The sequence below is a fragment of the Cronobacter condimenti 1330 genome (assembly GCF_001277255.1).
GTDB lineage: Bacteria > Pseudomonadota > Gammaproteobacteria > Enterobacterales > Enterobacteriaceae > Cronobacter > Cronobacter condimenti.
Window position 1 is genome coordinate 3,036,493 of record NZ_CP012264.1, and the last position, 24,814, is coordinate 3,061,306.

Annotated in this window: 35 protein-coding genes and 2 pseudogenes; 10 read left to right on the forward strand and 27 right to left on the reverse strand. The window is 49.3% G+C overall.

The genetic code is table 11. From position 1 onward, the window contains the following. Position 1: 1 nt before the first annotated feature. The 22 genes from AFK62_RS13855 to AFK62_RS21395 all read right to left on the reverse strand — a co-directional run bounded on the left by AFK62_RS13855 (position 2) and on the right by AFK62_RS21395 (position 15,851). Entirely contained in the window at positions 2–1,222 is a 1,221-nt protein-coding gene (locus AFK62_RS13855; RefSeq protein WP_053531970.1) for a phage major capsid protein, read from the reverse strand. A gap of 76 nt (positions 1,223–1,298) precedes the next feature. Beyond that, positions 1,299–1,922 carry an HK97 family phage prohead protease gene (locus tag AFK62_RS13860; RefSeq protein ID WP_007668798.1) on the reverse strand — a complete coding sequence of 208 codons (624 nt, stop codon included), beginning with the start codon at positions 1,920–1,922 and terminating at the stop codon, positions 1,299–1,301. Next, a complete protein-coding gene (locus AFK62_RS13865; RefSeq protein ID WP_007668801.1) occupies positions 1,915–3,156 on the reverse strand; it encodes a phage portal protein in 1,242 nt (413 codons plus the stop codon). The genes AFK62_RS13860 and AFK62_RS13865 overlap by 8 nt, the downstream gene beginning before the upstream one ends. Before the next feature lie 145 nt (positions 3,157–3,301). Next, positions 3,302–5,029: a terminase large subunit gene (locus AFK62_RS13870; RefSeq protein WP_007668812.1), complete on the reverse strand. Its 1,728-nt coding sequence runs from the start codon at positions 5,027–5,029 to the stop codon at positions 3,302–3,304. 3 nt (positions 5,030–5,032) lie between these two features. Beyond that, the gene (locus AFK62_RS13875; RefSeq protein ID WP_015386663.1) at positions 5,033–5,461 is read right to left on the reverse strand and encodes a phage terminase small subunit P27 family; all 429 of its coding nucleotides are present in this window, start codon (positions 5,459–5,461) and stop codon (positions 5,033–5,035) included. Between the two features lie 165 nt (positions 5,462–5,626). After that, positions 5,627–5,986: an HNH endonuclease gene (locus AFK62_RS21385; RefSeq protein ID WP_032984173.1), complete on the reverse strand. Its 360-nt coding sequence runs from the start codon at positions 5,984–5,986 to the stop codon at positions 5,627–5,629. 1,225 nt (positions 5,987–7,211) lie between these two features. Next, positions 7,212–7,664 (reverse strand): lysis protein, encoded by a 453-nt coding sequence (locus AFK62_RS22245; protein ID WP_007668816.1) that lies wholly within the window; start codon positions 7,662–7,664, stop codon positions 7,212–7,214. Further along, positions 7,661–8,101 carry a lysozyme gene (locus AFK62_RS13885; protein WP_007668818.1) on the reverse strand — a complete coding sequence of 147 codons (441 nt, stop codon included), beginning with the start codon at positions 8,099–8,101 and terminating at the stop codon, positions 7,661–7,663. The genes AFK62_RS22245 and AFK62_RS13885 overlap by 4 nt, the downstream gene beginning before the upstream one ends. Next, positions 8,088–8,366: a phage holin family protein gene (locus tag AFK62_RS13890; RefSeq protein ID WP_007668821.1), complete on the reverse strand. Its 279-nt coding sequence runs from the start codon at positions 8,364–8,366 to the stop codon at positions 8,088–8,090. Before AFK62_RS13890 ends, AFK62_RS13885 begins: the two co-directional genes overlap by 14 nt. Next, positions 8,363–8,749 (reverse strand): putative holin, encoded by a 387-nt coding sequence (locus tag AFK62_RS13895; RefSeq protein ID WP_007668824.1) that lies wholly within the window; start codon positions 8,747–8,749, stop codon positions 8,363–8,365. Before AFK62_RS13895 ends, AFK62_RS13890 begins: the two co-directional genes overlap by 4 nt. A gap of 166 nt (positions 8,750–8,915) precedes the next feature. Next, positions 8,916–9,659 carry a PP2C family protein-serine/threonine phosphatase gene (locus tag AFK62_RS13900; protein WP_032984175.1) on the reverse strand — a complete coding sequence of 248 codons (744 nt, stop codon included), beginning with the start codon at positions 9,657–9,659 and terminating at the stop codon, positions 8,916–8,918. Beyond that, positions 9,656–10,420, reverse strand: a complete 765-nt coding sequence (locus AFK62_RS13905) for a serine/threonine-protein kinase (protein ID WP_053531971.1) — start codon at positions 10,418–10,420, stop codon at positions 9,656–9,658. Before AFK62_RS13905 ends, AFK62_RS13900 begins: the two co-directional genes overlap by 4 nt. A 139-nt stretch (positions 10,421–10,559) precedes the next feature. Beyond that, entirely contained in the window at positions 10,560–11,264 is a 705-nt protein-coding gene (locus tag AFK62_RS13910; RefSeq protein WP_032984177.1) for a bacteriophage antitermination protein Q, read from the reverse strand. Next, on the reverse strand, positions 11,261–11,623 hold the full coding sequence (locus AFK62_RS13915; protein WP_007668831.1) for a RusA family crossover junction endodeoxyribonuclease: 363 nt from the start codon (positions 11,621–11,623) through the stop codon (positions 11,261–11,263). The genes AFK62_RS13910 and AFK62_RS13915 overlap by 4 nt, the downstream gene beginning before the upstream one ends. After that, positions 11,620–11,907: a DUF1364 domain-containing protein gene (locus AFK62_RS13920; RefSeq protein WP_032984187.1), complete on the reverse strand. Its 288-nt coding sequence runs from the start codon at positions 11,905–11,907 to the stop codon at positions 11,620–11,622. Before AFK62_RS13920 ends, AFK62_RS13915 begins: the two co-directional genes overlap by 4 nt. Before the next feature lie 2 nt (positions 11,908–11,909). Further along, complete coding sequence (locus AFK62_RS13925) at positions 11,910–12,110, reverse strand: hypothetical protein (RefSeq protein WP_007668838.1); 201 nt, start codon at positions 12,108–12,110, stop codon at positions 11,910–11,912. 3 nt (positions 12,111–12,113) lie between these two features. Further along, the gene (locus tag AFK62_RS13930; protein WP_007668841.1) at positions 12,114–12,569 is read right to left on the reverse strand and encodes a YbcN family protein; all 456 of its coding nucleotides are present in this window, start codon (positions 12,567–12,569) and stop codon (positions 12,114–12,116) included. Positions 12,570–13,324: 755 nt separating this feature from the next. Further along, positions 13,325–13,633 (reverse strand): hypothetical protein, encoded by a 309-nt coding sequence (locus AFK62_RS13935; protein ID WP_007668845.1) that lies wholly within the window; start codon positions 13,631–13,633, stop codon positions 13,325–13,327. 12 nt (positions 13,634–13,645) lie between these two features. Further along, positions 13,646–14,368, reverse strand: coding sequence for a replication protein P (locus AFK62_RS13940; RefSeq protein WP_007668846.1), 723 nt, complete (start codon positions 14,366–14,368; stop codon positions 13,646–13,648). Continuing rightward, complete coding sequence (locus AFK62_RS13945) at positions 14,365–15,120, reverse strand: replication protein (protein WP_032984189.1); 756 nt, start codon at positions 15,118–15,120, stop codon at positions 14,365–14,367. Before AFK62_RS13945 ends, AFK62_RS13940 begins: the two co-directional genes overlap by 4 nt. 119 nt (positions 15,121–15,239) lie before the next feature. Beyond that, the gene (locus tag AFK62_RS13950) at positions 15,240–15,572 is read right to left on the reverse strand and encodes a CII family transcriptional regulator (protein WP_014728209.1); all 333 of its coding nucleotides are present in this window, start codon (positions 15,570–15,572) and stop codon (positions 15,240–15,242) included. Positions 15,573–15,650: 78 nt separating this feature from the next. Continuing rightward, on the reverse strand, positions 15,651–15,851 hold the full coding sequence (locus AFK62_RS21395; protein ID WP_032984179.1) for a Cro/CI family transcriptional regulator: 201 nt from the start codon (positions 15,849–15,851) through the stop codon (positions 15,651–15,653). A gap of 74 nt (positions 15,852–15,925) precedes the next feature. Here AFK62_RS21395 and AFK62_RS13955 point away from each other — a divergent pair, with 74 nt between their 5' ends. From AFK62_RS13955 to AFK62_RS23085, 10 genes and pseudogenes are all read left to right on the forward strand, one after another. Continuing rightward, positions 15,926–16,330, forward strand: a complete 405-nt coding sequence (locus AFK62_RS13955; RefSeq protein ID WP_014728208.1) for a helix-turn-helix domain-containing protein — start codon at positions 15,926–15,928, stop codon at positions 16,328–16,330. 174 nt (positions 16,331–16,504) lie between these two features. Beyond that, positions 16,505–16,657, forward strand: coding sequence for a DUF1391 family protein (locus AFK62_RS21400; RefSeq protein WP_007668854.1), 153 nt, complete (start codon positions 16,505–16,507; stop codon positions 16,655–16,657). Between the two features lie 314 nt (positions 16,658–16,971). Then, complete coding sequence (locus AFK62_RS13960) at positions 16,972–17,178, forward strand: hypothetical protein (RefSeq protein ID WP_007668857.1); 207 nt, start codon at positions 16,972–16,974, stop codon at positions 17,176–17,178. 97 nt (positions 17,179–17,275) lie between these two features. Continuing rightward, positions 17,276–17,566, forward strand: coding sequence for a host-nuclease inhibitor Gam family protein (locus AFK62_RS13965; RefSeq protein WP_007668860.1), 291 nt, complete (start codon positions 17,276–17,278; stop codon positions 17,564–17,566). Beyond that, positions 17,566–18,666, forward strand: a complete 1,101-nt coding sequence (locus tag AFK62_RS13970) for an AAA family ATPase (RefSeq protein ID WP_007668863.1) — start codon at positions 17,566–17,568, stop codon at positions 18,664–18,666. The genes AFK62_RS13965 and AFK62_RS13970 overlap by 1 nt, the downstream gene beginning before the upstream one ends. Continuing rightward, entirely contained in the window at positions 18,663–18,971 is a 309-nt protein-coding gene (locus AFK62_RS13975) for a DUF7740 domain-containing protein (RefSeq protein ID WP_007668866.1), read from the forward strand. The genes AFK62_RS13970 and AFK62_RS13975 overlap by 4 nt, the downstream gene beginning before the upstream one ends. Positions 18,972–18,978: 7 nt before the next feature. Continuing rightward, positions 18,979–19,623 carry an MT-A70 family methyltransferase gene (locus tag AFK62_RS13980; RefSeq protein WP_007668868.1) on the forward strand — a complete coding sequence of 215 codons (645 nt, stop codon included), beginning with the start codon at positions 18,979–18,981 and terminating at the stop codon, positions 19,621–19,623. Positions 19,624–19,701: 78 nt separating this feature from the next. Beyond that, complete coding sequence (locus tag AFK62_RS13985) at positions 19,702–19,899, forward strand: helix-turn-helix transcriptional regulator (protein WP_108695363.1); 198 nt, start codon at positions 19,702–19,704, stop codon at positions 19,897–19,899. Positions 19,900–20,186: 287 nt separating this feature from the next. Further along, positions 20,187–20,438 (forward strand): Arm DNA-binding domain-containing protein, encoded by a 252-nt coding sequence (locus AFK62_RS22890; protein ID WP_007668874.1) that lies wholly within the window; start codon positions 20,187–20,189, stop codon positions 20,436–20,438. Positions 20,439–20,536: 98 nt separating this feature from the next. Next, positions 20,537–20,743, forward strand: a pseudogene (locus AFK62_RS23085) (phage integrase central domain-containing protein); the annotation flags it as partial. A gap of 136 nt (positions 20,744–20,879) precedes the next feature. Here the strand turns inward: AFK62_RS23085 and AFK62_RS13995 are convergent. The 5 genes and pseudogenes from AFK62_RS13995 to AFK62_RS14015 all read right to left on the reverse strand — a co-directional run bounded on the left by AFK62_RS13995 (position 20,880) and on the right by AFK62_RS14015 (position 24,809). Then, a complete protein-coding gene (locus AFK62_RS13995; RefSeq protein WP_007668876.1) occupies positions 20,880–21,221 on the reverse strand; it encodes a DUF3944 domain-containing protein in 342 nt (113 codons plus the stop codon). A gap of 118 nt (positions 21,222–21,339) precedes the next feature. After that, the gene (locus tag AFK62_RS14000; protein ID WP_032984180.1) at positions 21,340–21,828 is read right to left on the reverse strand and encodes a hypothetical protein; all 489 of its coding nucleotides are present in this window, start codon (positions 21,826–21,828) and stop codon (positions 21,340–21,342) included. 109 nt (positions 21,829–21,937) lie between these two features. Next, positions 21,938–22,333: pseudogene (locus AFK62_RS14005) on the reverse strand (contractile injection system protein, VgrG/Pvc8 family); the annotation flags it as partial. Further along, positions 22,333–22,806 carry a hypothetical protein gene (locus tag AFK62_RS14010; RefSeq protein ID WP_050555010.1) on the reverse strand — a complete coding sequence of 158 codons (474 nt, stop codon included), beginning with the start codon at positions 22,804–22,806 and terminating at the stop codon, positions 22,333–22,335. The pseudogene AFK62_RS14005 and the gene AFK62_RS14010, both read right to left, overlap by 1 nt. Before the next feature lie 2 nt (positions 22,807–22,808). After that, entirely contained in the window at positions 22,809–24,809 is a 2,001-nt protein-coding gene (locus AFK62_RS14015; RefSeq protein WP_053531973.1) for a DUF3289 family protein, read from the reverse strand. Positions 24,810–24,814 lie beyond the last annotated feature (5 nt).

Consider the following 24,814-nt stretch of genomic DNA (forward strand, 5'->3'; position numbering starts at 1 on the left):
GTTACTTTGCCTCGGCTTTACCGACCAGCGCTTTAACCGCTGCGGCATCTTCGAGGGCGCAGTCGAAGCGATGGAAGGCCAGGAAGCCTACCTGATCATATTCCGCGTAACGCTCAGTGAGTCGCATCAGGGTCATGTACGCCACACGGCGTAAGATGAAGCGGTCAAAGTCACCGCAATACACGCACTGTTTACCCGCGCCAATATCGGCAATCGCCTGATCAATAACGTAAGGCACGTTGAGCACGGTCGCCGGTGCCATACCAACCACATCCGGGAGCCAGAGCGGACGGCCCTGCGCATCTTTCATAGAGGAGATTTTCAGCAGGGTATTGTCGTTAAATGCAAAGCGGAATTTCGGCGAATTGCGATAGGCCGGATCGACGCTGTGTTTCAGCGCGAGCAACTCCTCCCAAGTAAACGCGTCAGCGGCTGCGGCGGATGTGGTTTTCGTCACCCACTTAGCCAGGCCTTTAACGTTTTTACCGGTGCCGTCACCGTTAACGATTTGCGCTGCTTCGCCACGGCCCAGGCGCTGCGCGATACGTGCGGCCAGATAGCCGTTCATGTCGATGCCGCTATCCAATAACAGCTCGTTAGAAACGCGGATAATTTTCGACGTCATTTTTTTGGCACCGATAGTGATCGGCTCGAAAGTGACATCGCCTTCGCTCGCTTCCTCGTTCTCTCCGAGCATCACGCCCATATCAGCGGTGCCGTCACTGTAAGTCCAGTCGATATCCTGACCGTTCGAGGTGCTCAGAATCTGGCAAACACCCGCGATCCCGCCGTAGGCTTTCATTGCCTCAACGACACGGTTTCGGAACTGTTTCGGCACAGTGAAACCGCCTTTAGAACCGCCGCCCTCGCCGTCGTCGATACCCTGGGCGCGGAACTCTTTTAGAGTGCGCTTTTCTTCCGTTGACAGCTCCCCTAAGCCGTGGCGGACAAACTTGTCGAAAACAGCGGCGCGACGTTCATCTTCGGAGCCCTCCGGGTTGTTGCGGTGTTCGGGTTCGTTTTCGGCTGCGAGGATATTATCCATCGCGCGGAGTTCTTCCTCGCGCTTAATCGCCGCGTCGAGCTTGTCGTATTCGTGCTTTGCATTGTCCCACTGGCTGCGCTGTTCCTCAGTCCAGGACCCGTCGCCGATTTTTTCGTTCAGGGCGCGCATTTCAGCGGCGATAGTGGCGCGTTTTTGCTGCATTTCGTGCAATTTCATGAGATCTATCACTCTTTTTTCAGATATAAAAAAACCCCGCCGAAGCGAGGTTGTTTAATGAATTGTTTATTTAAAATTACGGTCGCGCTATCAGGTCGAGAACACGCTCGCGAGCGGCTTTCTCTGTCGCCTGCTTTTGCCGCGCCTCAGCACTCCGCTGATCCTGCTCTGCCTGTTGGCTGCGCCACTGCTCCAGCGAACGGACGGCGCTATCGGCCTCCTGATAAGCCGGATAGGTGACAGGCGAAACGTCCAGCAAGCGGGAAAAGCGAGTAATTTCGCGAACGACGACGCCGTCTTCATCCTGATACCAGCGTTCGCCGTCGCGGGCGACACGGAACGCAAAGGAGCTTTGTGAAATGTCTCCGCGCTGCATCGGCGCGAGAACCAGATCGCGGATTGTCTGCGTTTGTGGAGCTGTGATTTCGTAACGCAAGCCTCTGTCGTCGACAGAGAGGGACAACGTCCCCGCCGAGCTGCGTCCTAAAATAAAATTAGGGTCATGGTTAAACAGGGCGCGAACATCGTCGCCGAGGACGTCGTCAAACGCTCCCGGCTTAATCACTTCGCGGAACGAGCCGAAAATCAGCTCAGAACGGCTGTTAAATACAGACGCATAGCCAATAATTTTGGTTGGTTCGCCCTCAACCTCAGCGGCGCGGACTTCACCAACGTAACAGCGCTTTTCAATATCACTCATTGTCAGGATTTCCCTCCGGGGTTTTGTCTTTACTTCCGCTTGTCTGCGCCGCATTGACCGACACGAGCATCTCATCAAGCCCCGGAACCGGGTTTTTATCTTCCAGCGCCCGGACTTCGTTACGGCTTAACCAGCCGTCGGTGATTGCGTAGTGATAGAACTCGGCTCGCTCTTTCGGCGTACCACGCAACAGCCCGGCCAGATTGAATTTGACGTAATAACCGGCGGCCAGCTCCTGCCGGGTAAACAGGCGGCGATTTAGCTCCTGCTCCCAATTAACAACCCACGGCATAATCGTGAATCGCACGAACTGGATCGACTGCTCGGAAATATTGGAAAACGTCGCTTTTTCGAGGTCGTTAATCATGTGCGCCGGCACATTGAAAATCCCCGCTATCATGCTGCGGTTTAGCTTCATCATTTCGACGAGCTGCGCGTCTACTGGCGATATGGTTAGGGCTTTGTAATCCAGCTCGGCAGGGAGTAAGAGTGTTTTGTTTTCCTGCGAACGGAGCGCGGCAGCGGCTTTCTGCCAGATTTTTTTAAGCCGATCCCACGATTTATCGTTCAGCTCCTGCTTAACGGACACTATCCCCGCCGGGCGCGCGTTGCCGTTAAAAAAGCTCTCTGTGTACTTCTGCCCTGAGAGCCCCAGGCCGATAGTTTGCGCGTGCTGCATAATCGGGGAGATCCCCCATTTGTCGCAGTTACCAATCGCCTTAATATGAACCATATCGTCGGGGTGAACCGACCAGCTCCCTTCGTCGGTGTAAATCCCGTAACGCCAGCGTCCATCAAATTTAGTCAGACACAACTCCCACGGCATCCGGTGCGCCAGCTCGATAACCTCGCCGCGCCGATTGCGTTTAATCTCTGTGTACGCATTGCCCCAACCTAAAACGTGGCGTTGCATCAGCTCGCGCCATTTATACGAGGTCTCCCACGGGTTCGGCTCGTCATGAACGAGATGGAAAACTGGATGCTCTGTTGCCTGTCGAACGTCTTTCCCTTCGCGCCGCAAAACGTGTAGGGGCATTTGCGCCAGGTTCGACGAGAGAACATAAATACAGGAATAAACCGCCGCCAGTTTCATAGCCGTCTCAGGCGAGACAAAAACGTCTGAAACCATGCCGGACGTTGTCGCGATATTTTCGCCTGTCAGCGGTGTGGCGGGATTTTCGGGATTACCCTGCGCCGCGTTAGGGTCAGAACGGAAAAACGCGTCGAGTAACATCAGCGCCTCCTGTTGCGAGCCATTGCGAGCCCGGTTATTAGAAAACCGCTACCAGCAACCGCCAGTGCCGGAGCCAGACCAAAGCGCAGGTAGCTGGCAGCAACAAGCAAGCCAAAGCCTGCGACGCCAAACAGATCGTGGAGTTTCATATAGCTAGAATGTCCTCGTCGTCGAGATTAGAAAGGAAATCGCCTGGCTCGTTGAGCATGGCCCGGCCAACACCCATCATTGCCGCGACTGCGCCGTCAATTTTGTTCTCGTTGCCCTCTTTGGTCGGACGGACAACATCGTCAGAGCCTGCGTAATACTTGCCGACAACGTTCTGGATGCACCAGGTCAGGATCGGGTTTCCATCGTGATGGAAACGGCCAGCCGCGAGCGCGGCCTCGATTTCTCGCATCGGGTCGGACATGTTCGTAAAGTTCTGCGTAATGGTGACAGGATTTAGCCCTTCATCGTTGAGCATATGCGCCAGTGACGTCGCGCCGTAAGGGTCGATGGGGCATATCTCGATTTTCACCGTGTCACGGAGCCTGAGAATCGACTCGAAAATCACCCGATAATCGACTTCTGCGCCATCGGTCGGGATCAGCACACCTTGATTAACAAACGACTGATAGCGCTCGGCGGTGCGTTTTAGCTGCGGATCTGTTGAGTAGACCGTATCCTCTGGCACCCAGAACTGAGCGCCGACGCAGTAAAAGTGTTTAAGCCCATCGATTTCCCGCATGAATACTGGCACCACGGCGTTGAGGTCGAGCTTTGATGCCAGGTCGATCCCGAGATAACACGGCTCTCCCTCAAAATCGGCAAGCGTCAGCGACGGGTCGGCAGCCTCCTGCCAGCGCTGCATGTTGTAAAACGCGGCTTTACTTGAGACCCAAAGGTTGAAGTGCTTGGTCAGAATCTTGTTAGTCTGGCTCGGGGTGGTTTTTGCAAGCTCCTGCTTGGCGCGCAGAAATTCAGGCTTGAGCGAAACGCCAAGGTTAGGGTTCGCTTTCCGAATGGCTTCCTCAGAGGTCCAGTCGTCATCCTTATCAAGGGTGTAAATGATGCCGAAAATCGTCTCATTTGCACCGTCAGTGCGAATGCCTTCAAGAATTTCCACCACCTGTGAGCGCTTGTCATAACAGGGCGAGGCAATATCGTAGCCCGCTGTCGTGATGATGAGCGTCAGTGGCTGTTCACGCGCGCCCTGCCCGGTCGTCATTGTCGTGTAAAGCGCATCTGTGGCGTGTTCGTGATACTCGTCGATAATCGCACAGCTCGGCGAGTCACCATCACCAGGATCGCCGACAATCGGCGCAAACACCGAGCCATCTGGCCGGGTCATTTTTTTTGCCCACGGCTTTATTGAGAAGCGCTTACGCAGCGCCGGGAGTTTCTGCACCATTTGGCGCGCAGGTTCAAAGACTTTAAACGCCTGCTTTTCTGTTGTGGCTCCGCAGTAAACTTCAGCGCCGTGCTCGTCGTCCGCGCAGAACATATAAATGCCCACGCTGGCAGCGATGAGTGATTTCCCGTTCTTACGGGGAACCTCGATGTAAATCTCCTGGAAGCGGCGAAGTCCATCTGATTTGCGAACCCAGCCAAACGAAACGCAGAAACAAAACTTTTGCCAGTCCTCCAGCGTCAGCCGGAGCTTTTTACGGGCCCATTCGCCGGACGTGTGGGGCATTTTTTGCGAGAAGCGACAAAACCGCTCGGCTTTATCTCTGTCGAACCTGTATGGCCAGCGCTGATCTTTGGCCCGCTCAAGGTCATTAAGATGGCGCTGACACGCGAGCTTTACATAACGGCAGGCGAGAATCTTCCCGGCGACAACATCCCGCGCGTAGCGATTCGCGTCGTTAACGTTCGGATAGGTCGCCATAAGTTAAAACTCATCAAATTCATTTCCCTCTTCATCGTCAGGCGTACCCGCGCCGAGCATACGCGCACGACTCATAGGGTCCAGGCCCAGCAACGAGCCAAGCCTGGCTATCTGCGCTACGGCATCGTTTCGAACATTAATCGCGGGATGTTTTTTGATGCCGCTCTCGCCGGTAGCGATGATTCCACTGGTTGCGATCATCTTCTCGGCTTCGATCATGAGGTGAAATGCATTGCAGTAGGCCATGAGGACAGGAGCGTCCTCCGGTTCAAATAAACCACGCTCAATAAGTATCTTTGAGGTGCTTTTCCAGACCTTCACAGCAACGGCGCTCATTAGCTCTTGCGGCGGTCTGATATTTGTAATTGAGCTTTTGCCGCTTACAGGGAGATTCTTCTTTCGACCTCCACCAGCGGCCCGGACTCCGGCCATAAATTCACCTCCTGGCTGAGCAAGAAACCGGCAAAAAGCCTCCCGGAAAAAAATTCTTATTTCTCACGCGTAAAAACTTAGCGGGGCGGGCAGTCTGGAACGCTTTATTCACCAGAGATTTACCCCCGCCCCTCCCTGCTCACTCTCCCTGATGCCCTGCATCTTTCACCGCATCACGCTCAGTCGCTCTCTCGCTGTTTTAGCCTTGTGATGTTCAGAGCAAATGCATTCGAGATTACTCGGGTCGTCTGTGCCCCCGTGAGCTTTAGCAATGATATGGTCGACGCTTGAACCGGGACGAATGACGCCCTCACGCTTACAGGTCTGACACAACCCCTTGTCGCGCTTGATAACTAGGTTCCTTACCTTTCGCCACTCAGCACCATAGCCTCGCTGTGCTGCTGACCGCCCTTTATTGTGTCGTTCCCAGCCAGCGCCTTTATGCACTTCGCAGTATCCGCTTCTGTCTGTAGTTGATTTACCACATCCACGTTTACGGCAGGCTTTAGGTGTCCTTGATGGCATATGTGATTCCTTGCTAGAGGTAAAGAAGAGAAAGATAGCTTTATAATTAGAATCTATTAGCAAAAAAAAAATTTCGACACCTTAATAAAAAAATACACACTTATTAATGAGTTAAATTGTTTTTTTATACTTTGCAGCATCCAGTAGAAAGGCTCATAAACATGTAATTTTCAAATGAATCGAACAATAAAATGTTATACTGATCAAAATAATTAAAAAAACTGAGCAATTAACTCGGCAAGCTTTCTTTCTTGAACCATACTCAAACTAGCCTCAAGTAGACAATTATTGTTTTGAAATAAGCGGTGATTGTGTCTTTGAGTGCAATAAATATCAGTATGAATTATGCCAAAATGCTGTTTAGCCCCTTGCGTGATAGGGGCTTTTTTTATGCTTCATCAAGAATAGTCCAAGAATACAATCATTTAATCCTTTAAATTGGCTGCTCATTTCTCGATTCCTCACGGAGAGTGAAATAATTCCATGAAGCCATGTCATCGAGTCTGATCGCAGTTGCATCAGTGGTGCAGATGGGTTACGTGCTGGCTCACAGGTAGCGTGGGGCTTCAACCGGCAAGTGCTCTTTTCGACATCAGCACGCAGATGATTATTTTCTTTAGCTCGGACAAATTCCCCTGTGTAGTAGACATGAGACTTTAAAGCTCAAGCTGGCTCTTCTATATCTATTTCTGCATATTTATAATCACATTTGTTTCACAATGATTTCGGTTAAGCAACGTTCTATTTTTGCGATTGATATCATATCTCTTTTGCCATGAAAATCGAACGGACCAGTAGCACTGTCATAGTTTATGAATGTTGGTCGACATAATAATTTACAATATTGCTTAATAACATAATAAATTTCCAATAAAGAGTGTTCATTTTGTCACGCTCATCACTGGATAAATGCTTTAAGATCATACGCTTTTTATAATTATCACGGTATTAACTGGGGCGATGGCCCATGCTCCGCTGCAAATGAAATCCAAAATGGCAATCTAATAATTGAGGATGACCGCATACTGAAATGCCAGATAAGACCTTACGTTAGCAATATAGTTTGTCAGAGCGTAACTAACAGCAAGAATACTGATAACGTTGAGTGTCATAATGATCTGGACGAAAGCGCGTGTTTCATTTTCTAAGAAAAAGGTGTGTTAAATAATCATAAGTTATAGTTAAAGTTGTTCAACAAGAACGCCCCTCTCCGTCCTTGTTATGATCATTTCAAACACTGCTCTGTTATGTATTTCTGCAAGCCTAGAATCATGGTTCTGCTAGTTTCGATTTTTTCTCTCAGGGTGAAATAATCCCGTTGAGCGGCGTCATCAAGTCCGGGGGCGGTTGCATTAGTGCTGCCGGTGGTGGCGGCGGCGTCACGCACTGGCTTACAGGTTGCGTGGAGCTGCAACCGGCGATTACCGTTAGCGACATCAGCACGCAGCTGATCATTCTCAGCTTTGACACGGGCAATTTCTCCGTTGTACCTGGCATCAAGCTCTGCAAGTTTGAGCTGGCTCTCAAGCATCTTTTTCTTTGTATCTTTAACCGCGTTTAATTCACGATTAACTGCGGTTAAAGATGCCTGTGATTTTGTGAACTGGCCGTGATAATGATACGCAGCGAGTGAGGCTATCAGCCCAAGCGCCAGCATGCTGATGTTTAGCTTACTCATGACAGGAATAGCTCACGCTCGGCAGCGCGCCGACGCACAAGGCCGCTCAGCACCTTCCCCCGCGATTTGTTCCATCGCAAGAACTCATCGGCGGCACCGGAATAATCGCCAGCATTCAGTTTTTTCAGCAGCGTTGAGGTGGAAAAGTTGCGTGAGCCAACGTTATAGGTAAATGAAACCAGCGCGTCGAACTGCGTCTGTGACAGCTTCACCCGCACCAGCTTCATTACGTCATTTTCATAATCAGTCAGGCCGGTTTTCAGCAGACGCTCCGCCGTGGGCATATCGATTTCCATCCCGGCGCGAATGGGCTTACCGTCGACCGGTTGTGTCCAGCCATAGCCGATAGTCCAGACGCCTGCCGGACAGCGATACGCTTTGAGCTGGCAGCTTTCAAACACTTTAATCAGCGCCAGGCCTTTTTCACTCGTCTGCATTGAAACCTCCTGCAACTTTGGACACTTTGCCGCGAGCGCAGATGATTGAAACGCAAAGCGACAGGTTAATCACAAACTGCGCCAGGTCTGTCTGACCGGCCCCCGTCCAGATACGGAACACCTTCCAGCCGCACGCGAGAATTAGCGCGTAGGCCACCAGAGAGATAAACAGGCTCCGCTCACGCTTACGAACAACCAGCAGGCGCAGCATGGTCACCATGCATACCAGCGCGTTCGCCTCTATAAGCAACATATCAAGATTCATTCACTACCCTCCCCCTTGCGGGTACGGTAGCGGGCAAGAACGCGCAGCAGCACAGCGACAGAGATGGTGGAAGCCACCAGCGCACCGATGGGGCGCGACACGGTAATCGCGACCGGCGGCGTCAGTTTATGAAGCGCGGCATTGATTAAGGCGGTGATGATGTCAGCCGCCGTTCCTGCGCAGTACATCCCGCCAATAAACGAAATGATCGCGAAGATGATTTGTTTCCAGGGTTCGTGTTCATCGGCGGACAGCACATAAAGCGCAGCGCCGCCCAGCGAGCACAGCATTACCGCAGGCGTCGCTTCCGGGAAGAACGTGGCGATGGTGATGCCAGCCGTACCGGTAGCGAAGCCCGCTGATACAGTCAGGGGATCGGTCATAATGGGTTATTTACGTCATGCGCCGGAGCGTGGCGCGGATATGAAAAAGGCCACCTACTGGTAGCCTATATGAACAAGAGTTTATTCACCGAGAGTATTTACGAACTCACAATGCAGTTAGGAACGTAGCCTCTGATTGCAGTTATAAATGATCATCAGTTATAGATTATGGTGAGGTCACATTTACTATGATGCTCACTAATGAGAAGTCATCATCCGGCCCAAACCTTTCTATACGACGTAAAATACCATTAGAAAATTTCTGACTATTAATCATCGTATTTGTTGTGAACCTTGGACGTCTTTCCCAAGCGTTATGGGCTCCGTCAGACATGATACACAGATGATACATCCCGTTAATACCCTGCAATTCATTCCATGGGATAAAATCACAGTCGTATTCCATATCGACATTTGAAGCTATAGCAGTAGTTAAGATATTTTTGCCTGGTTTATCTTTCAAATCCCTAGGCTTGAAAATATTCTGATCGATTAACATCTGGTGTCTAGTGTCATCTTTTGTCAATTGGTAAGATCTTTTCTCACCAATGCAATACAAACGACAGTCACCAATATGACCTATAATCACCCCACTATCATAAACATAGCAAAACGTAAGCGTAGTAGCCGATTTATCAAACTCTTCGCTCTTATCAACTAGTGCAGAAACTTTTCTCCTAATTTCATTAAATATATTAGGAATAGAGTCAAGAGATATACTAGTCAGTTCTGAAAGCTCAGTGATCGCTGTTGATGAGGCTTGGTTAGCACCAGAATAAGATCCGACTCCATCAGCTATGGCAAAAAGGATACCATCCCCTACACTTTTCGGAGGGAGTAAAGAGTCCTCGTTTATTCTATCAGGTTCTTTGGGGTACGAGAACGATGAACTCGCTATTAGCTGAATCATGACTCACTCCTTAAGAAGGCGTGCGCAAAATCTAGTGCCACATCACCAATACTATGATATCTATCGTCTTTATCCATCCTGGTGCATTTTGCTATGATAGGCTTTATTTTTTTATCATCTAAATTTAAGTCTTCAATTAGCCTTCCTACTGCATAAACATCTGTCTTAACTGAATATTCTGCATTGTATAAAATCTCTGGAGCCATATATCTGGTACTTCCCATACGGGTACCGATCTCGGTCAATTTTGTGGTATCGCCTTCAGGATTGGTATCTTTTACCAGACCAAAATCAGATACCTTATATGTTCCATCACTAAATCTCAAAACATTAAATGGCTTTATATCTCTGTGTAAGTAACCTTTCGCATGTATGTGACCCACACCAGCCAGCACCATTTTAACGATTGAGATTTTCTGGTCAGTAGTAAGAAGATTATTGGTTATTTCGTGCTCAAGATCACATTCCGCCTTATCCATAATAAACCACGGATTTTGTGCGAATAAATCACATAAATAAATAGGAACTATGTTGCTATGCATGCAATAGGACTGATACACAACCTCTCTTTTAAAACGCCTTCTAAACTGCTCAATTTGCGCTAAAAGCTCAGGCTTTTCCGGAGCTAAAAACTTTCTAGCATAATCACCACATTCGCCCTTGTTGAGGTTGAAGACTTTAACGTGTTCAACAAAGCCAAATGCGCCTCTTCCAAGCACTTTAATTCGCTTTATAAAGTAATTGCCGTGTTGTTCTTCCATTAAACTCACCGACCTGAAATGTAGGTGTGCCTATCTTACAACCACAGATAAAAAGGTCTACTGAGTTAAACAAAAAACCCGCTCTAAGGCGGGTTTCTATAATTTCGGCGACAATATCAAATCTGAGTCAATTCTGCCCTTAAAAATCTACTTTTGCAAGCATCGTCGCCGAATTTGCACTCTTTTGTTTTCTTCTTGTCGCATCGGCGTTTATCAGGGCGCTTTGGTCTAGACGTTCAAACACGGCGCGCATGGCCTCCCAGTGCATCGCGTAACTTTTCCACCAATTTTTTGCCGTTACATCCGCCAGCGCTGCCAGCTCGTTTTGTTGGTAGGTTTTGCCTGCGCCGATCCCGCCGCGTAGCTCTCGTTTAACATCCTGCGCCGCAAGCCATACCAGCGCGCGCAGGCGTGCCAGAGTTTTGGCAGCAATGCGCTTTCCTGCCAGCTCTGCGGCGAATGTCTCCCAGCCCCAGCGCACGATCTCCGTTTGGTAGGCGTAGCGGGTATTTTCGCCATAACACCACATCAGCCAGGCGGTTTCGTGTGGCTCCAGCGCCAGCACGGCGCGCCGCCAGCTTGCGGTGGCAAACTCGACCGGCAGCACCAGCGGAATATGCGAGCCTTTCGCGCGAGACTGGACGCCCGGCACGGGCTCGTTCCAGACTTTCACCAGTTCGCCCGTCTCCGGGTCGGTCACTTTCAGCGGCTTGCGCTTGTAGCGGTTAGTAATCAGCTGGGCATTCTCCGCGAACGCCACCAGCTGGCCTTTTGTGCTGCCGCTCAGGTCAGCCGTCGCCATGATCAGCTCCTGGCGGATAAATTCATAAGCTTGCGCTCTCACTGCTCGATCTCCGTTATTTTGATTCCCAGGCGGCCACCAGGGATCACTTCGCCCCGCACCACTTTCAGCTCGTCTATTTGCGAGTCGTTTTGCATAAAGCCGCCTTTCTCCAGCGAGTCGCAGACCGCTTTTAAAATGTTGTCGATATCGCGGCGGCGCCTGTCCGGCATGTTCGCGATAATGCGTAGTTTCAACCGCGCATCGGTGTTTATGTCGAGCTTCAGGATGTGAAGGATTTCCGCCACGTCGCGGCGATACTGGCGGCCTTTCTCGTTGATGTAGGTAATACCCCTGCCCCTGCGCCAGTAGTCGTTAACGCTCGGCGGATATGGCAATGTAAATTCATAATCGCAAGTCATTTAATCAGCCCCATTTTCAGCCAGATAATCAGCGTTCTCGCCATCCCTTCCAGTGCGCACGTATGCGCATACTCCGCATCGGTTAACCGGGTGCGCCGGTCGATTTCGTCGTGACATGCGCTACACGCTATTGTCGCCAGCAGATCGGGCGGCTTAATCCCCATCCCGCAGGCGCCAGGCAGGCGGATATGCGCCAGCACGCTGGTTTCGGGGTTGTGGTTGCATATGCCCGGAATGCGCACCTGGCACTCGATGCCGCGCGCGGCTTTGCGTAAGTCAGCCACGATCACCCCCAAATCCGTTGTTGATAGGTTCTGCTGGGCCGCGGTTCGTGACGGCTTTCCGGCAACTGAACGCGCACAATAAATTTCCGGCAGTCGGGAGAGAGAAAACGCTCAACCGCCACGCCGCGCTTGCGGTACTGGCTCATTAGCTCGTCGGCTTCGGTGAGGGTGCAATCAGTGTGCTCAAACCATGTTTTGCGCATCGGTTATGCCTCCTGTTTCGCGCGCAACTGCGCGTACTGGCAATCGTCGGGAATGGTGAGGCGGCAACCGATGTTCAGCGCCCAGCCCTCTATCTGCGTGAGAAAAAAGTGCATTTCGCCGGTATCGAGTTCGGAGGTGTGCCGGAGGGAGCGGATCGTGGTTTTCTCGCCGGTAATAACGTCCGTCATTTCCCGTTCTTCGTAGCCGAGATACGAATGCTTCAGCGCGTCTTTAACCCATGCCGGAGAGGCAAAGGCTTTACCACGCTTGATCAGGTAAGCGCTGATTTCGCTAAACCAGACGTGTGCCAGCGCGTTTTGTGGGAGGCTGCGAGAATCGCACCAGGGCTTGATGATCAGCCGGAAGCAGTCGCCGCTTGCCAGCAGCGGCTCTAATTGCTTGCCAATCGCTGCGAAATTGGATTTATGCAGCCTTACGCCGTCTTTCGGGAAGCTCACGCCGCACCCCCAAAGAGGCCGGACGCTGAACACAGAAAAACCCCGCTCACGGGTAAAGCCGAAAGCAGGGCAAAGTCGGGGAGTTTTAGAAATTGCATCTGCGCCATAAATTCCGTTGAATGGCACAGTGTTACTTAGCGAGCTGTTCAGGCTCGGATGTTATTTTAACTAAAACCAAATATCCTTTGCATCACTGCGAGCCGCAGATGAAACCATTTCCTTTAGAGTTTTAAGGGAACACACAAACTCATTGTTTCTAAGCGCTACTGAACGCCAGCGGGATTTATCGAATCGCGTAAACAGCACTCTTTCGGGTGTTTTCCGTTTCCCGCTGCGCGTCTTTACCTCATCGATTTTTCCAACAACCTTACCGCTTTCGCAGTCGATCAGAACTAATCCACTCTCCGGCAACGTTAAATTGACTACTTTCAAGATGTTGGTCTCCAAACAGGTGATAACTAACAACGAAAGTAATCAGGCCTGATTAATTATCAGCGCGATTATTGGATGATGAATGATGCAATTCAATGGTTGTTTAAGCATCACTTAACGATGCAATGACGCTGCTAAAATGCATGCCATATACATCTATCTTAAATTGACTGGCATCAAATTAAGGCCTGGTTGGAAAAGTGCATTATTTGATCTAAAAGCAAAGGCTCGCCGAATTGGTAGATAGCAACCAGCTCTTCAATAACGGTATCACCATATACTGGCGTGGCCCCAAACTCTAAATCAAAAAATAAGCCGCCATATCACGCGCTCCTGGCGTTAAAAGCCGATGAGGCAGGGATTGCCCCATATACGCAAAGAACGCGCCTCATAGCGCCGCTCAGGCGGCATTCGTCAAAAATCACGTTGACGCTCTCGCCAGTGTTATCTCCCGGCAGGCTGTATATGAGCCTCCGCCAGTCGCGCACAGCAACCAGCTCGCCGTTCATTTCCATCCTGCGCGCCGCGTGCTGCACCGATTGCAGAGAGACGCCGTAGGCATTAACAATTTGCTCAGTGGTGAAGCTGGGGTGCTCCAGCAGGTAATGTTTAATGGCTTCGCTTGCTGTCATCGTTCTGCCTCATCAAACGTTCTTGCGTGGTTTCTTCAAAATGTCGCGCCGTAATCTGGCGATGATTTCTAAGCCCCGCTCACGGGAAACGGGCCGCGGCCTGGGCTGTTCAATCATCGGCACCGGATCGGGGATGGTTTCGCCGCTGGCGATACGCCGGGCCATATTCAGCAGCTCCGCCTTTGCCTGTTCGGCCAGCTCTTTCTCTGTCCAGCCGTTAAGACGCATACCGCTATACAGGCCCGTAACTAGCCAGTAATGGGCGGCATTCTGCCAGGGGTAATCCGTTGGCGAGGCGTAAAGCCCACGCCGGGCGCAGTAGGTGCGTACCATCGCCAGCAGTTCGGCCACTGCCGGAAGCCCGGCCTGCTCGAACTCCCCTTCACGGCACCAGTCGATAAACTGCCCAGGCGACGGCCAGAATGGGGAAAGGCTGGCGCGTGCTCGCTTCATGCCTGCGGCCAGTTGCTCACGTCGGGTGATGCCGTTCTCGGCGAAAGCAATGATCCACTGCTGCTTTGCTGCGGCCTCGTCGGCCTCGGTGCGCAGGCTGGTGGCGTTTGCTGCGGGAAATACCTGCTTGAGCTGGCGAAACAGCGCATCAACAAGACGCTCAGCCTCGGTGTTTACTACGCCCTGTTCGGGGCGCTCCGGCGCCGGATGGTATTTACCTGCCAGCCGGGAGAGCGTGCGGTTGTCGCGTTGCGCGATGGCCTGAATCAGTTGCTGGCTCAAAACACGTCCTCCCACGCTTCCGGGCTGTTCCAGTGCGGAACGTGTCCAGCGTTAACCGGGGCCACGCCGCGTCCGGGCGCTTTGACGCGGAATAAACCCTGCCAGCCGTTGGCGATGGATTGATTGACCACTTCCGCCGGGTTGTCGCCAGCATCCCGGTACTGGCTCAGAAGCTTGATGGCCTTCGTCACGGTCAGCATGGACTTGATCGGTTTTTTGCTCTCGGCGCGGTACTGAACCCATTCACGCCAGACAGCCGGATCGAGCCAGTCAGGCAGATCGACCTCAAGCGGGTTGAATTTCGCCTTTCCCCCCTGGGGGGTTAGGGGGGTTATATATATTTTATTTTTATTTCTTTTGTGTTTAGCCGAGTTGGCTAATCTCTCATGGTGAGTTGTATTAGCCGATTTAGCTAAACTTGTATTAGCTGTTTTGGCTAATGTTTTGCTGTTTTGGCTAATACCTGTATTCCAGTCTGAAACGACTTTGTTAATGCCAATTTGGTTACCCGATGAAACAAGTATGTTCATCGCGATAAGCTCATTTTTTGCCTTGCAGATGTGGGTATGATGAATTCCTGTTTCCTCGGCAATCTGCACATTAGAAATGCGATCCAGCGCTCTGCCGAACCCGTAAGTTTTGCGCATTACCGCCAGCACAACTTTCAACTGTCGCGCCGTCAAATCGGCAACAATAACAGCCTCAAGTAGCTCATTTGCGATTCGGGTAAACCCGTTATCTAAGTCAGCCACACGTTCACAGACCTCCCGTTTTTCAGGGTATAACTGAACAACTTCACCCAACCGGGAAGTGCCAGCGTTTACAGGTTTCAAAGCTCTTGGCATAATTACCTCGCAAATGGACGCTTTATTTATTTGCACTCAGAAGCCCCGGAACTGTTGGCGCAGTCCGGGGTTTCGCCTTTTAAATGCTCCAGCATCGAGATCAGCGCTTTCGCTACCTCTGCCGTCTGCTCGCCTTTGATGATTACCGTCTCGTCACGATCATCAAATCCAATTACCGCCAGCAACCTGGCAGCACGCTCAACAAAACAGTTCTTCCCGGTCTGCATCCGGCTAATTTGTGAGTGGTGGATGCCCATTTTCTTGGCAACCTGCGCGACGCCCAAGGCGGCTATGCCGCTTCTGATTCGGGTTTCGATCTGTAATTCCTTGCTGGTTGTGCTTTTTTGTGTGGTGTTCATAAACAATGATTCCCAATATTCCTTTCAATAAAAAAAATCAGATACTTAAAGATGGTTATTAGTTATTTATCGCTTCGCTTAAACATGCCTTTTCTTGTCACAGGCTTCATAAAAATCAGGGTCATACTTGAGTACTCCATTGGTAATGTGATCAAGCCTAGCCGCGCGCTTCTCTGGCACGGTTTCACCCCATCTGGTGACAGCAACTTGAGATATTCCCAAAGCACGAGCAATGGCAGCTTTTGAACCAAAATGACTGATTACACTTTTTGTATACATGCACCCTCCTAGTAACTTTGGTTAAAAAATTAAATCCTAACTAATGTTATGTCAAGTTAACTTATATTAATGCTATGAAAACTGCACATATCAGCGAACGCATCTCGGCAAGGCGCAAAGAACTTGGGTTTACCCAACAACAGCTTGCTGACAAGGTTCAGAAGTCGAGCGTCAGCGTCTTTAAGTGGGAGAACGGGCAGACAGAGCCTAAGGGTAAAAGCCTCTTTGCTCTTGCGGCTGCGCTTAGGTGCTCTCCTGCATGGTTGATGTTTGGTGATGAAGACAAGTCACCCGCTCCAGCCGATTCACTTCCAACCGAGCTGGACGAAAGGCAAAAGAGGCTTCTAGACCTGTTTGAATCACTTCCAGAGTCCGAAAAAGAATCTATTATCAGTGAGTTAGAAGTAAGGGTTGATAACTTTAACCGCTTGTTCGAAGAACTACTTAAAGTAAGAAAAGACCGCCCCTCAAAAAAATAAAGGCAACTAATTCAAAGGGTTGCCTTTTCTTACGCCTGAAATACTAACTTTTATTAGTTTTTTACTTGCCATGAAAATTACCTTTAGTTATGCTTATCTCATCAACAGCAATCACGGCTCAGTGATACTTAGCAAAACGTTCCGCCCACCCGGCGTTAAGGGAGCATGAAGAGAATGACTAACCTCGATCTTGGCAACAACGAATCATTGACGTGTGGCGTGTTCCGCAACAGTGACGGCACATTTACGGCCATGACGTTCACCAAAAGCAAAACTTTTAAAACCGAAGCTGGCGCACGCCGCTGGCTGGCAAGAAACACTGATTAATCTCCTTGTGTGCACCACCTCGCCTGATGTGGCTAAAAGCAGGCACGCAACATGAAGCACATTCCATTCAATCAGTTGGGGCTGGTGGTTAACGCAAACGGCGGAGTGTGCTTCATATTGTGGTGAATGCGGCTAAGCGCACGCGGGGAAGGCTGGTTTTGTTCTCCTTTTCAGTGCAAACCCCGTCTGGTATTCAGCCTTGACCAGACACCGGGAGGCACCCGGCACCACAATACTAACCATGCCAGTGCAATCTTTGCCCGCTTTCGGGCGGGCCTTTTTTTCCGAAGATCAAACAAAGGAAAAATTAAATAATGAAAGGTCAGCATTACGGCATCCAGAAGGTCATTCGTGGATGCGTTCAACCGGGAATGTTAGTTTTTCACAATAACAAAACGTGGACTGCTTCAGCTAATTACGGCGGCAAACTTTATTTAAGAACGCTTTCAGAAAAAACCCGCATCAAAGATATATGGGTTTACGTTCATCTTGATGGTCACGGCAACGCACTGACTAATTAATTTAACCCTGAAGAAACATTAAATGTGCCCTCACCGGCAGAGCCACGCACATCCCGAATAACGTGGCGATATATTTACAGTATTCACAGGAGACAGCATGAGCGCTTATTTCATGCATGACCGTATCGAAGATGAATCCTGGCAACAGCACTATCTGAATACAGCGCGGGAAGAAGAAGTCGCAGAGCTGGCAGATTTATATGATCGACAAATTAAATTTCATCACCTTCACGAAATGCTGAGCAATACGCAGGCAGACCGGGCGGCGCTAAAAGCTGTATTCGACGACGTTAATTTTCAGGAAAAAGCGGGTGAATTTCTTCGGTATTCCGCAGAGCTTCTTGCAGCAAAGCAGACTGAATTATATATAGAGATGAGGGAAGAATAATGGCTCTTTTCCAGCGCGCTACAAATACACAGGCTTTCCTGAAAGCCGGGATCATGGGTTTCGCCGGAGACGGCAAAACCTACACCGCCAGCGAGCTGGCGATCGGCCTCGTTCTGCTGATGCGCCAGCGCGGGCTTGCAATGGGTGATAAGCCGGTAATGTTCCTCGATACGGAAACCGGCTCTGACTGGGTAAAACCCCGCTTCGATGCTGAAAACATCGAGCTTTACACAGCCAAAACCCGCGCATTCGTGGATCTGATTGCTGCGGTAAATGAAGCGGAGCAAAGCGGCTCGGTATTGATCATCGACTCTATCAGCCATTTCTGGACGTGCTTATGCGATGAGTACGCAACGCGCCGCAAACGCAAGCGCGGCCTTGAATTCTCTGACTGGGCATGGCTGAAACAAGAATGGCGACGTTTTACCGATCGTTTCGTTAACAGCCAGGCGCACATCATCATGTGTGGCCGCGCGGGCTATGAGTACGACTTTTTCGAAGGCGACGACGGCAAGCGCCAGTTAGAGAAAACTGGCATCAAGATGAAGGCCGAAACCGAGACGGGTTATGAGCCTTCAATCCTGATCCAGATGGAAAAGCAGATGGATCTGGAGTCCGGGCAGGTATGGCGCACCGCGCGCATTCTGAAAGACCGTTCTACCCGTATCGACGGCCAGACGTTCTCAAACCCGACGTTTAAACATTTCCAGCCGCACATTGAATTTCTGAATCTTGGAGGAACTCATTTAGGCGTGGATACCTCCCGCGACAATGGCGAGCTGTTCGCAGACGACGGCCAGCCAACCTGGCAGAAAGAGAAGCGTGCCAAAGAGATCGCCCTCGATGAGATTGTGGAACTGCTGAACAAGCATCACGGCGGCGCCAGCAATGATGCGAAACGCGCCAAAGCCGACATTCTGGAAGAGGTGTTTTGCTCCCGCTCATGGGAACGCATCAAAGGCATGGACTGGCCGACCATTAAAGTCGGTCGCGAAGCCATGTGGTTAAAGCTGGAAAACAAGCCGTATCAGTTCCCTGACCCGTCCAGAAAAGCACAGGAAGCAGCAGCCCCGGAATTTGATGAGGATATCCCGCAATGAGCCTTAAACACCGCATCCCGGAAATGATGAAGCGCATCGATCATGATGAGTTTATTCGCGCCACTGATGAATATGCCGATCTGCTTATTACGATGTGTCTCTGTATGCGTATCGCTGGCCCCACGCGGGCCAATGTCAAAGCCTGCGCCCTGGCGCTAAAGCAGCGCCTGAAAACGAGCCACAGCCAGCAGAAGCTGGCCGGGATTCTTCGCAGCCCCGATCCGGTAGGCCAGTTTCTCTCGCTGCGCCGGGAGGTAAACCGCGAGAACGCGAAAGTGGGCATCCCTGCTGATCAATTCCTTTGAGGTGGCTGTGAAGTATTCGCTTATCTATGCAGATCCCGCGTGGAGCTACGGCAACACAGTAAGCAACGGCGCAGCAGCCGGCCATTACGACACCATGAGCCTGATCGATATGAAGCGCCTCCCAGTTTGGGAGCTGGCCGCAGAAAACGCTGTTTTGGCGATGTGGTACACCGGCACCCATAACCGCGAAGCTATGGAGCTTGCCGAAGCCTGGGGTTTTACAGTTCGCACAATGAAGGGCTTCACGTGGGTAAAACTAAATCAACTGGCAGAGCAGCACATCAATAAAGCGCTGGAAGCTGGCGAAGTTGAAGATTTTCACGACTTTTTAGACCTGCTTAACGCGCAAACGCGAATGAATGGCGGAAACCATACGCGGGCCAACACCGAAGATCTTCTTATCGCCACCCGCGGCACCGGGCTGGAACGCAAAGATGCCAGCGTGAAACAGGTTATCTACAGCCCGTTAGGCCGTCACAGCGCGAAACCGTGGGAAGCCCGCCACCGGTTAGAGCGTCTTTATGGCGACGTGCCGCGCATCGAGTTGTTCAGCCGGTCGGCGGCGCCGGGCTGGGATCACTGGGGCAACCAGTGCGAGTCATCGGCAGTGAAGTTGCTGCCTGGCTTCGTAACTAAAGCTACGAGGAACTAAGGCAGTGGTTACAAAAAATTTTGCTGCCCTGTCAGCTACAAGATTTTCAAAGTACGAATGTAAGCAGGAGAGATTATGATGCGTGAGTTACGCGAGGATACCCTTATTGACCTGAAATTTATCATGGCAGATACTGGGTTCGGTAAGACCTTCATTTATGACCGTATTAAAGACGGAACCCTTCCGAAACCACGCAAGATTCATGGGCGTTCTCGCTGGTTATACAGTGATCATCAAGCATTCAAAAAAAAGCTCATCGGGCAGCATGATGGGTAAAATCCTGGGTAAATAATTTTACTATAAAAAAATAACCTTTACGTCTCCTGTACTTAGATCTCAAATTTGGAGTTTGCAGGGGACACCATTTCGATATCAACAGACGTCAGCCGATATCAATATTATCCTTTTAAATCTGCATGTTACGAATATTACCTCCTCTTTTATAGTCAATAGAAGTAAACCATTAACCATCAGCATCAACACTTTTTTTGAGGGTATGAATGAGGGTATTTTCGGTTCGATAAAAATCATGCCCTTAATAATGTGTCAAAGAGGCATGTTTCATGGCACTGACTGATATGACGGTGCGCAATGCTAAACCTAAAGACAAAGCGTACAAACTCACCGACAGCATCGGGCTTTTTCTCTTTATATCACCCGCAGGTTCAAAACTGTGGCGTTTTCGCTATCGCTTTGAGAATAAAGAACAGACCTTCTGCATGAGCCCATATCCTGAGATTTCATTATCTGAAGCACGTTCAAAACGCGCTGATGCCCGCAAGCTTCTCGCCAACAGCATTAACCCAGGACAATAAAAGCGGGCAACGAAAGAAACCAGTATTCGTACCTTCGAGACTGTCGTTCGCGAATGGCATAAGAGCAACCGTAAGTGGGATGCTGACCATGCAAAAAAATCTTTGCTTCACTTGAGAGCCATATTTTTCCTTCTTTGGGCAAATGTTATATTGCAAAGCTAAACACGCGTGATCTCCTTATTCCCGTGAAGGCTATAAAAGCCAGAAACAATCTTGAAACAGCGAGTGGTTTACAGCAGCGGATTACAGCAATAATGCGTTACGCTGTCCAGAATGCATATATTAGTTATAATCCCGCCCATGACATGCGCGGGGCCGTTTCTACCCAGAAGACAGAACATCGGCCAGCTCTGCCTTTCCAGAATGTCACTGCGCTTCTGGAGAAAATTAACGGCTATCAGGGGCAGCCACTCACTATCCAGGCAATTAAGCTCGCGCTACTTATCTTCTCTTCATCTGATCCAGTAAGCTACGTTTTGCCCGCTGGCCTGAGATCGATTTCAAATCATGCAGGACGCTCCGGTACAGCAGACCATGACCCTTATTGGCAATGCTGTCGCCACCAAAATGCTGCAGCTCGCCGGCAATCAGCTGCCAGCAACGGCGATGCCGCTCCGGGTGGCTATCCAGCGCCTGAAATTGTTGATGCTTTAATAACTCACTGGCGAGACGCTGTTTTCCGTTCTCGTCATACGTCAGTAACCTGGCAATAACCTGTAACTGCACTTCCGTACAGTGCTGTAAAAAGTTAAGGTCTTCATCATCTTTATAAACCAGTCCCACAACCGTGCTCCTCATTGCCATAAAAAGAATAAAATGAATACCCGGCAGGTATTAAAAAAAGAAATTTGCTCATTATGATGTAGTAATAATATATTCATTAATATCGGTATAAATACCTTCAGGCCAGACGTTCGATTATCTTAAAGAACACCTCCTCGGTCAGCAAAACGCCGTTTAATTCTGGTTGGGCATTATCATCAATAAGCCAGCCATCTTCCGTTGTCATATGTAAATAAAAATATTGTCGAGCATGTTTTAGGTCCGGAGAATCAATGGTCAGGGTAATGCAACCTTTCCTGCCTGATGCATACAGTTGCGCAGGAGCAATACTCACGCTTTTATTATCGTGTTGAATACTGATGGTCCTGATGTCATAACGTGATGCCCCGCTGTTCAGACAGGCTCCGACGGTACTCAGGTCGCTGAGGTGCTTTGTACCATTGATAACGTCAATACCCGAGCCATCAAGCCACTGGCAAATCTGTTGCGCCAGTTCATCCATCTGACGGCAGAATCGCGCAATATCTACCGCTACTGGATTATCTCCGGCCGGGGCAGGCTGCTTGTTTTGTTGTATCTTCCTGAAAAATCGCTCGCGGGCTGACACGCTGGCTCCTTTTGATAATTCTTCGTGCTACTGGTTTTTAATCTTTATCACCGACAACGGCCCGGGCATGAGTTTATGGCTGAACCGCTCGCGGGCTTTTTCAACTGCCATTGCCCTGCGGCTCCAGCACCTGCCCGGGAGTGAGGTGAGCAGCGTTGCTGAACAGGTGAATGCGGGCCGATTTGTTCAGCCCCCGCTCGTGATGGAGTCGCGCATAGAACGCCCCGGATTCGGTTTCCGGCTCCGGGTCAGTGTCATCACCCGCCTCGCGGTAAGGCGCAGCGTAGCGGTAGTGCTCTCCTCGGGTGACCGCATCACTACGCACGCTGATCGCCGCATCCAGCGGCGTGGCGGCGGAGCGGTAGTTGTAGTCTCTGGTGACGACGGTGCCCGTGACAACCCTGTGCCAGGTCCGCACGTCCCACACCGATTCTGCCGCCCCGTCGAACAGACCCGATGGCTCGCGGTATGGCAGGCGCACGTCAAATCGGTAGAGCAAGGAGTTCAGTCGACAAAACTTAGATAAAGCGTTTTATTACCTAACTCCCCAGCCAATCTATCGCCATATATCTGCTTATCAAGGCCTATATAAAACAACCTTTCATCTTTAGAAATACAATAATCGATTTCACCTTTAAGACATAATTGATAATCTCCCATCCAGTATTTTATTTCTTCACTATCATGAGGCGGTTCTGGCTTGTTATTTACAAAAAGGATGTAATCACATTTCTTATTGAGGGGCCTCCACTGCCTCAAAATTTCGTTCTTTTCTCTCCCCCATAACTTTACAAGATTTGATTTCATTACAGGAGGATTATCTACCAATACGACTGTTGATTTACATTCACTATCCCAGCGTTCCTCATAAGATATATTTTGATATATCCCAGATATCTCTTGAGCCTTTAAAAAAAAGAAAATTATGATTATTGAAATACCGAAAAATACAGCCAGTAAAATATATTTAAATTTCATTTTTACCCTTCAATGACCATTGTAAAACTAGCTTCATTAATGAATGGCATATATCCATATTCCGTATAACGCTGAAGAATGAACCATGAGCAAAACCATGGCAGGTTTTCAAACCCTTTCCCATTAACATCAGCAACATCCAAACCAAAATGGTCCTGTATTTGGAATGAAATTTCGGCTTTGAAATTACTATCGCTAACATCTATGTAATCGAGATAAATCTGTGTGGAATAAGTATCATGAATAGTTATCCCCAAACCGTTAAACCAGTCATAGTTATCGAATTTTGGAAGTTTAACGTTATTTCTTATTTTTTCATTCAGCACATTTAAATCATTGATTGAAAAACTCTTGTAACCATTATCAGTAAGCAATAACTGAATAAATCCTTTAATTTTGTTAACACATTCCACTGTGGTTGCATGTTCAGAAAATGCTTTATTCAATAGCTTATGCTTTAAAACCCCACCCTCATTATTTTTGAACCTCTCGAGCATAATTTGAATAAGTGGGGGATACTCACCCTTCCAGGCAGTCCACCTTGCCATGCTGGCCAAATTACCAAAATGATCATCAATCGTATTGTCAAAATTGAAAAAATTAATCTTTAACTCCCGCCCCAAAATATCAATTTTATTCATTTTCCCCTGAGCGAGTATCTGCTCTTTAGTCATATCCCCATAACGCATATCATCAGCAGTGAAGTCATTAATTTTCTTTATGGTTTTAAAAATTAAACGGCGTTCTGCCTTTTGTATCTGCGTGATGAATATCCGAGGTTCAAAATGCCAGATCTGACCACTGAGTTCCTTTTGGACTTTAGCAGGTAATTTATCAAAGAAGCATAATGATTTTATGTGTTCCTTGAGTTCACTGTAATCATCATCAGTCAATGGCTCAGGAAATTGATCGGTCCTGGCTTTTACCCATGAAAATCGCGCATCGAATGTCGAAAAATCCCACTCAAACGGAAACTTGCAAATTGCCTGTGTAAGCAGGGGGGCTTTTGCATCCTCGTGTGGTTTTTCATCTTGTAACTTTTTGATTATTTTAGAATTACATTGGCTATTGCTGGATGTATCATCATCAATCAAAGACCATCCAGCCCAGTCAGGCAACTCGGCATCACTGTACGTCATTATATTATCAGCACAGACATCGACCCAGCCACTCCCAACAGGAGTTGCAACCTTCACCCAATGGCTGTACTCCCTGGATTTTATCAGAGGATCGCTCCCTGTAGCTTCACTGATATAATTAACCGCTATAGCAATGCTGCCGAGGTAGTCGTAGTGTCCATCAATTTTTTTTCGAAACGTTTTTGTGTCTACACCACTGTTGATAATATATAAATCTTCCGCTGTAAGGGTCATTGGGGTGCGCACAAAGCCTTTAGGAATATCATCATAAACAGGGGTACCAGCAGGAAAACAGTAGTATTCATCACCGTATACAGGCTTAAGTCTTCCCGGAGAAGCAATATTTACTTCACCATGAATTCTACCACACAGCACGTTGAGCATCTTTTCCTCACAACAAATCTGGAAGTGGAACGCATTTTTTCCATCCACGACGCCTGACGTCCCTATAATTTGCTCGCGTTTTATACTCTTCCCAATACCAGACAGAATATCAGAACGCACCTGTTTCATATGCATAGTCAGTGAATAGAAAACAAACTCGACAGGTTCATCACCTATTAATATCTGATGTCGAATCAGTACACATCCATCGTCGGTTGCCCCATTATAAGCCAGCGGTTTTTTATCTTTTTTTCCGGACGGTGACCTAGCATAAACAATAGTCCCTCCAGCAATTGCCCGGAGGGGATTAGCCTGTGAACTGGAATGATCTGTATGAAGAATATGTACACCTCCGTGCCATGCCCCCACGGTATTTACAGGGTAATTACGTGCAGCTTCGACGGGCATGCACTGAATAACCCAGTCGCTGAAGCTCCCATTCATGGGTCGTGGCAACAAAACAGGAGGGGAAATATGCATCGCTC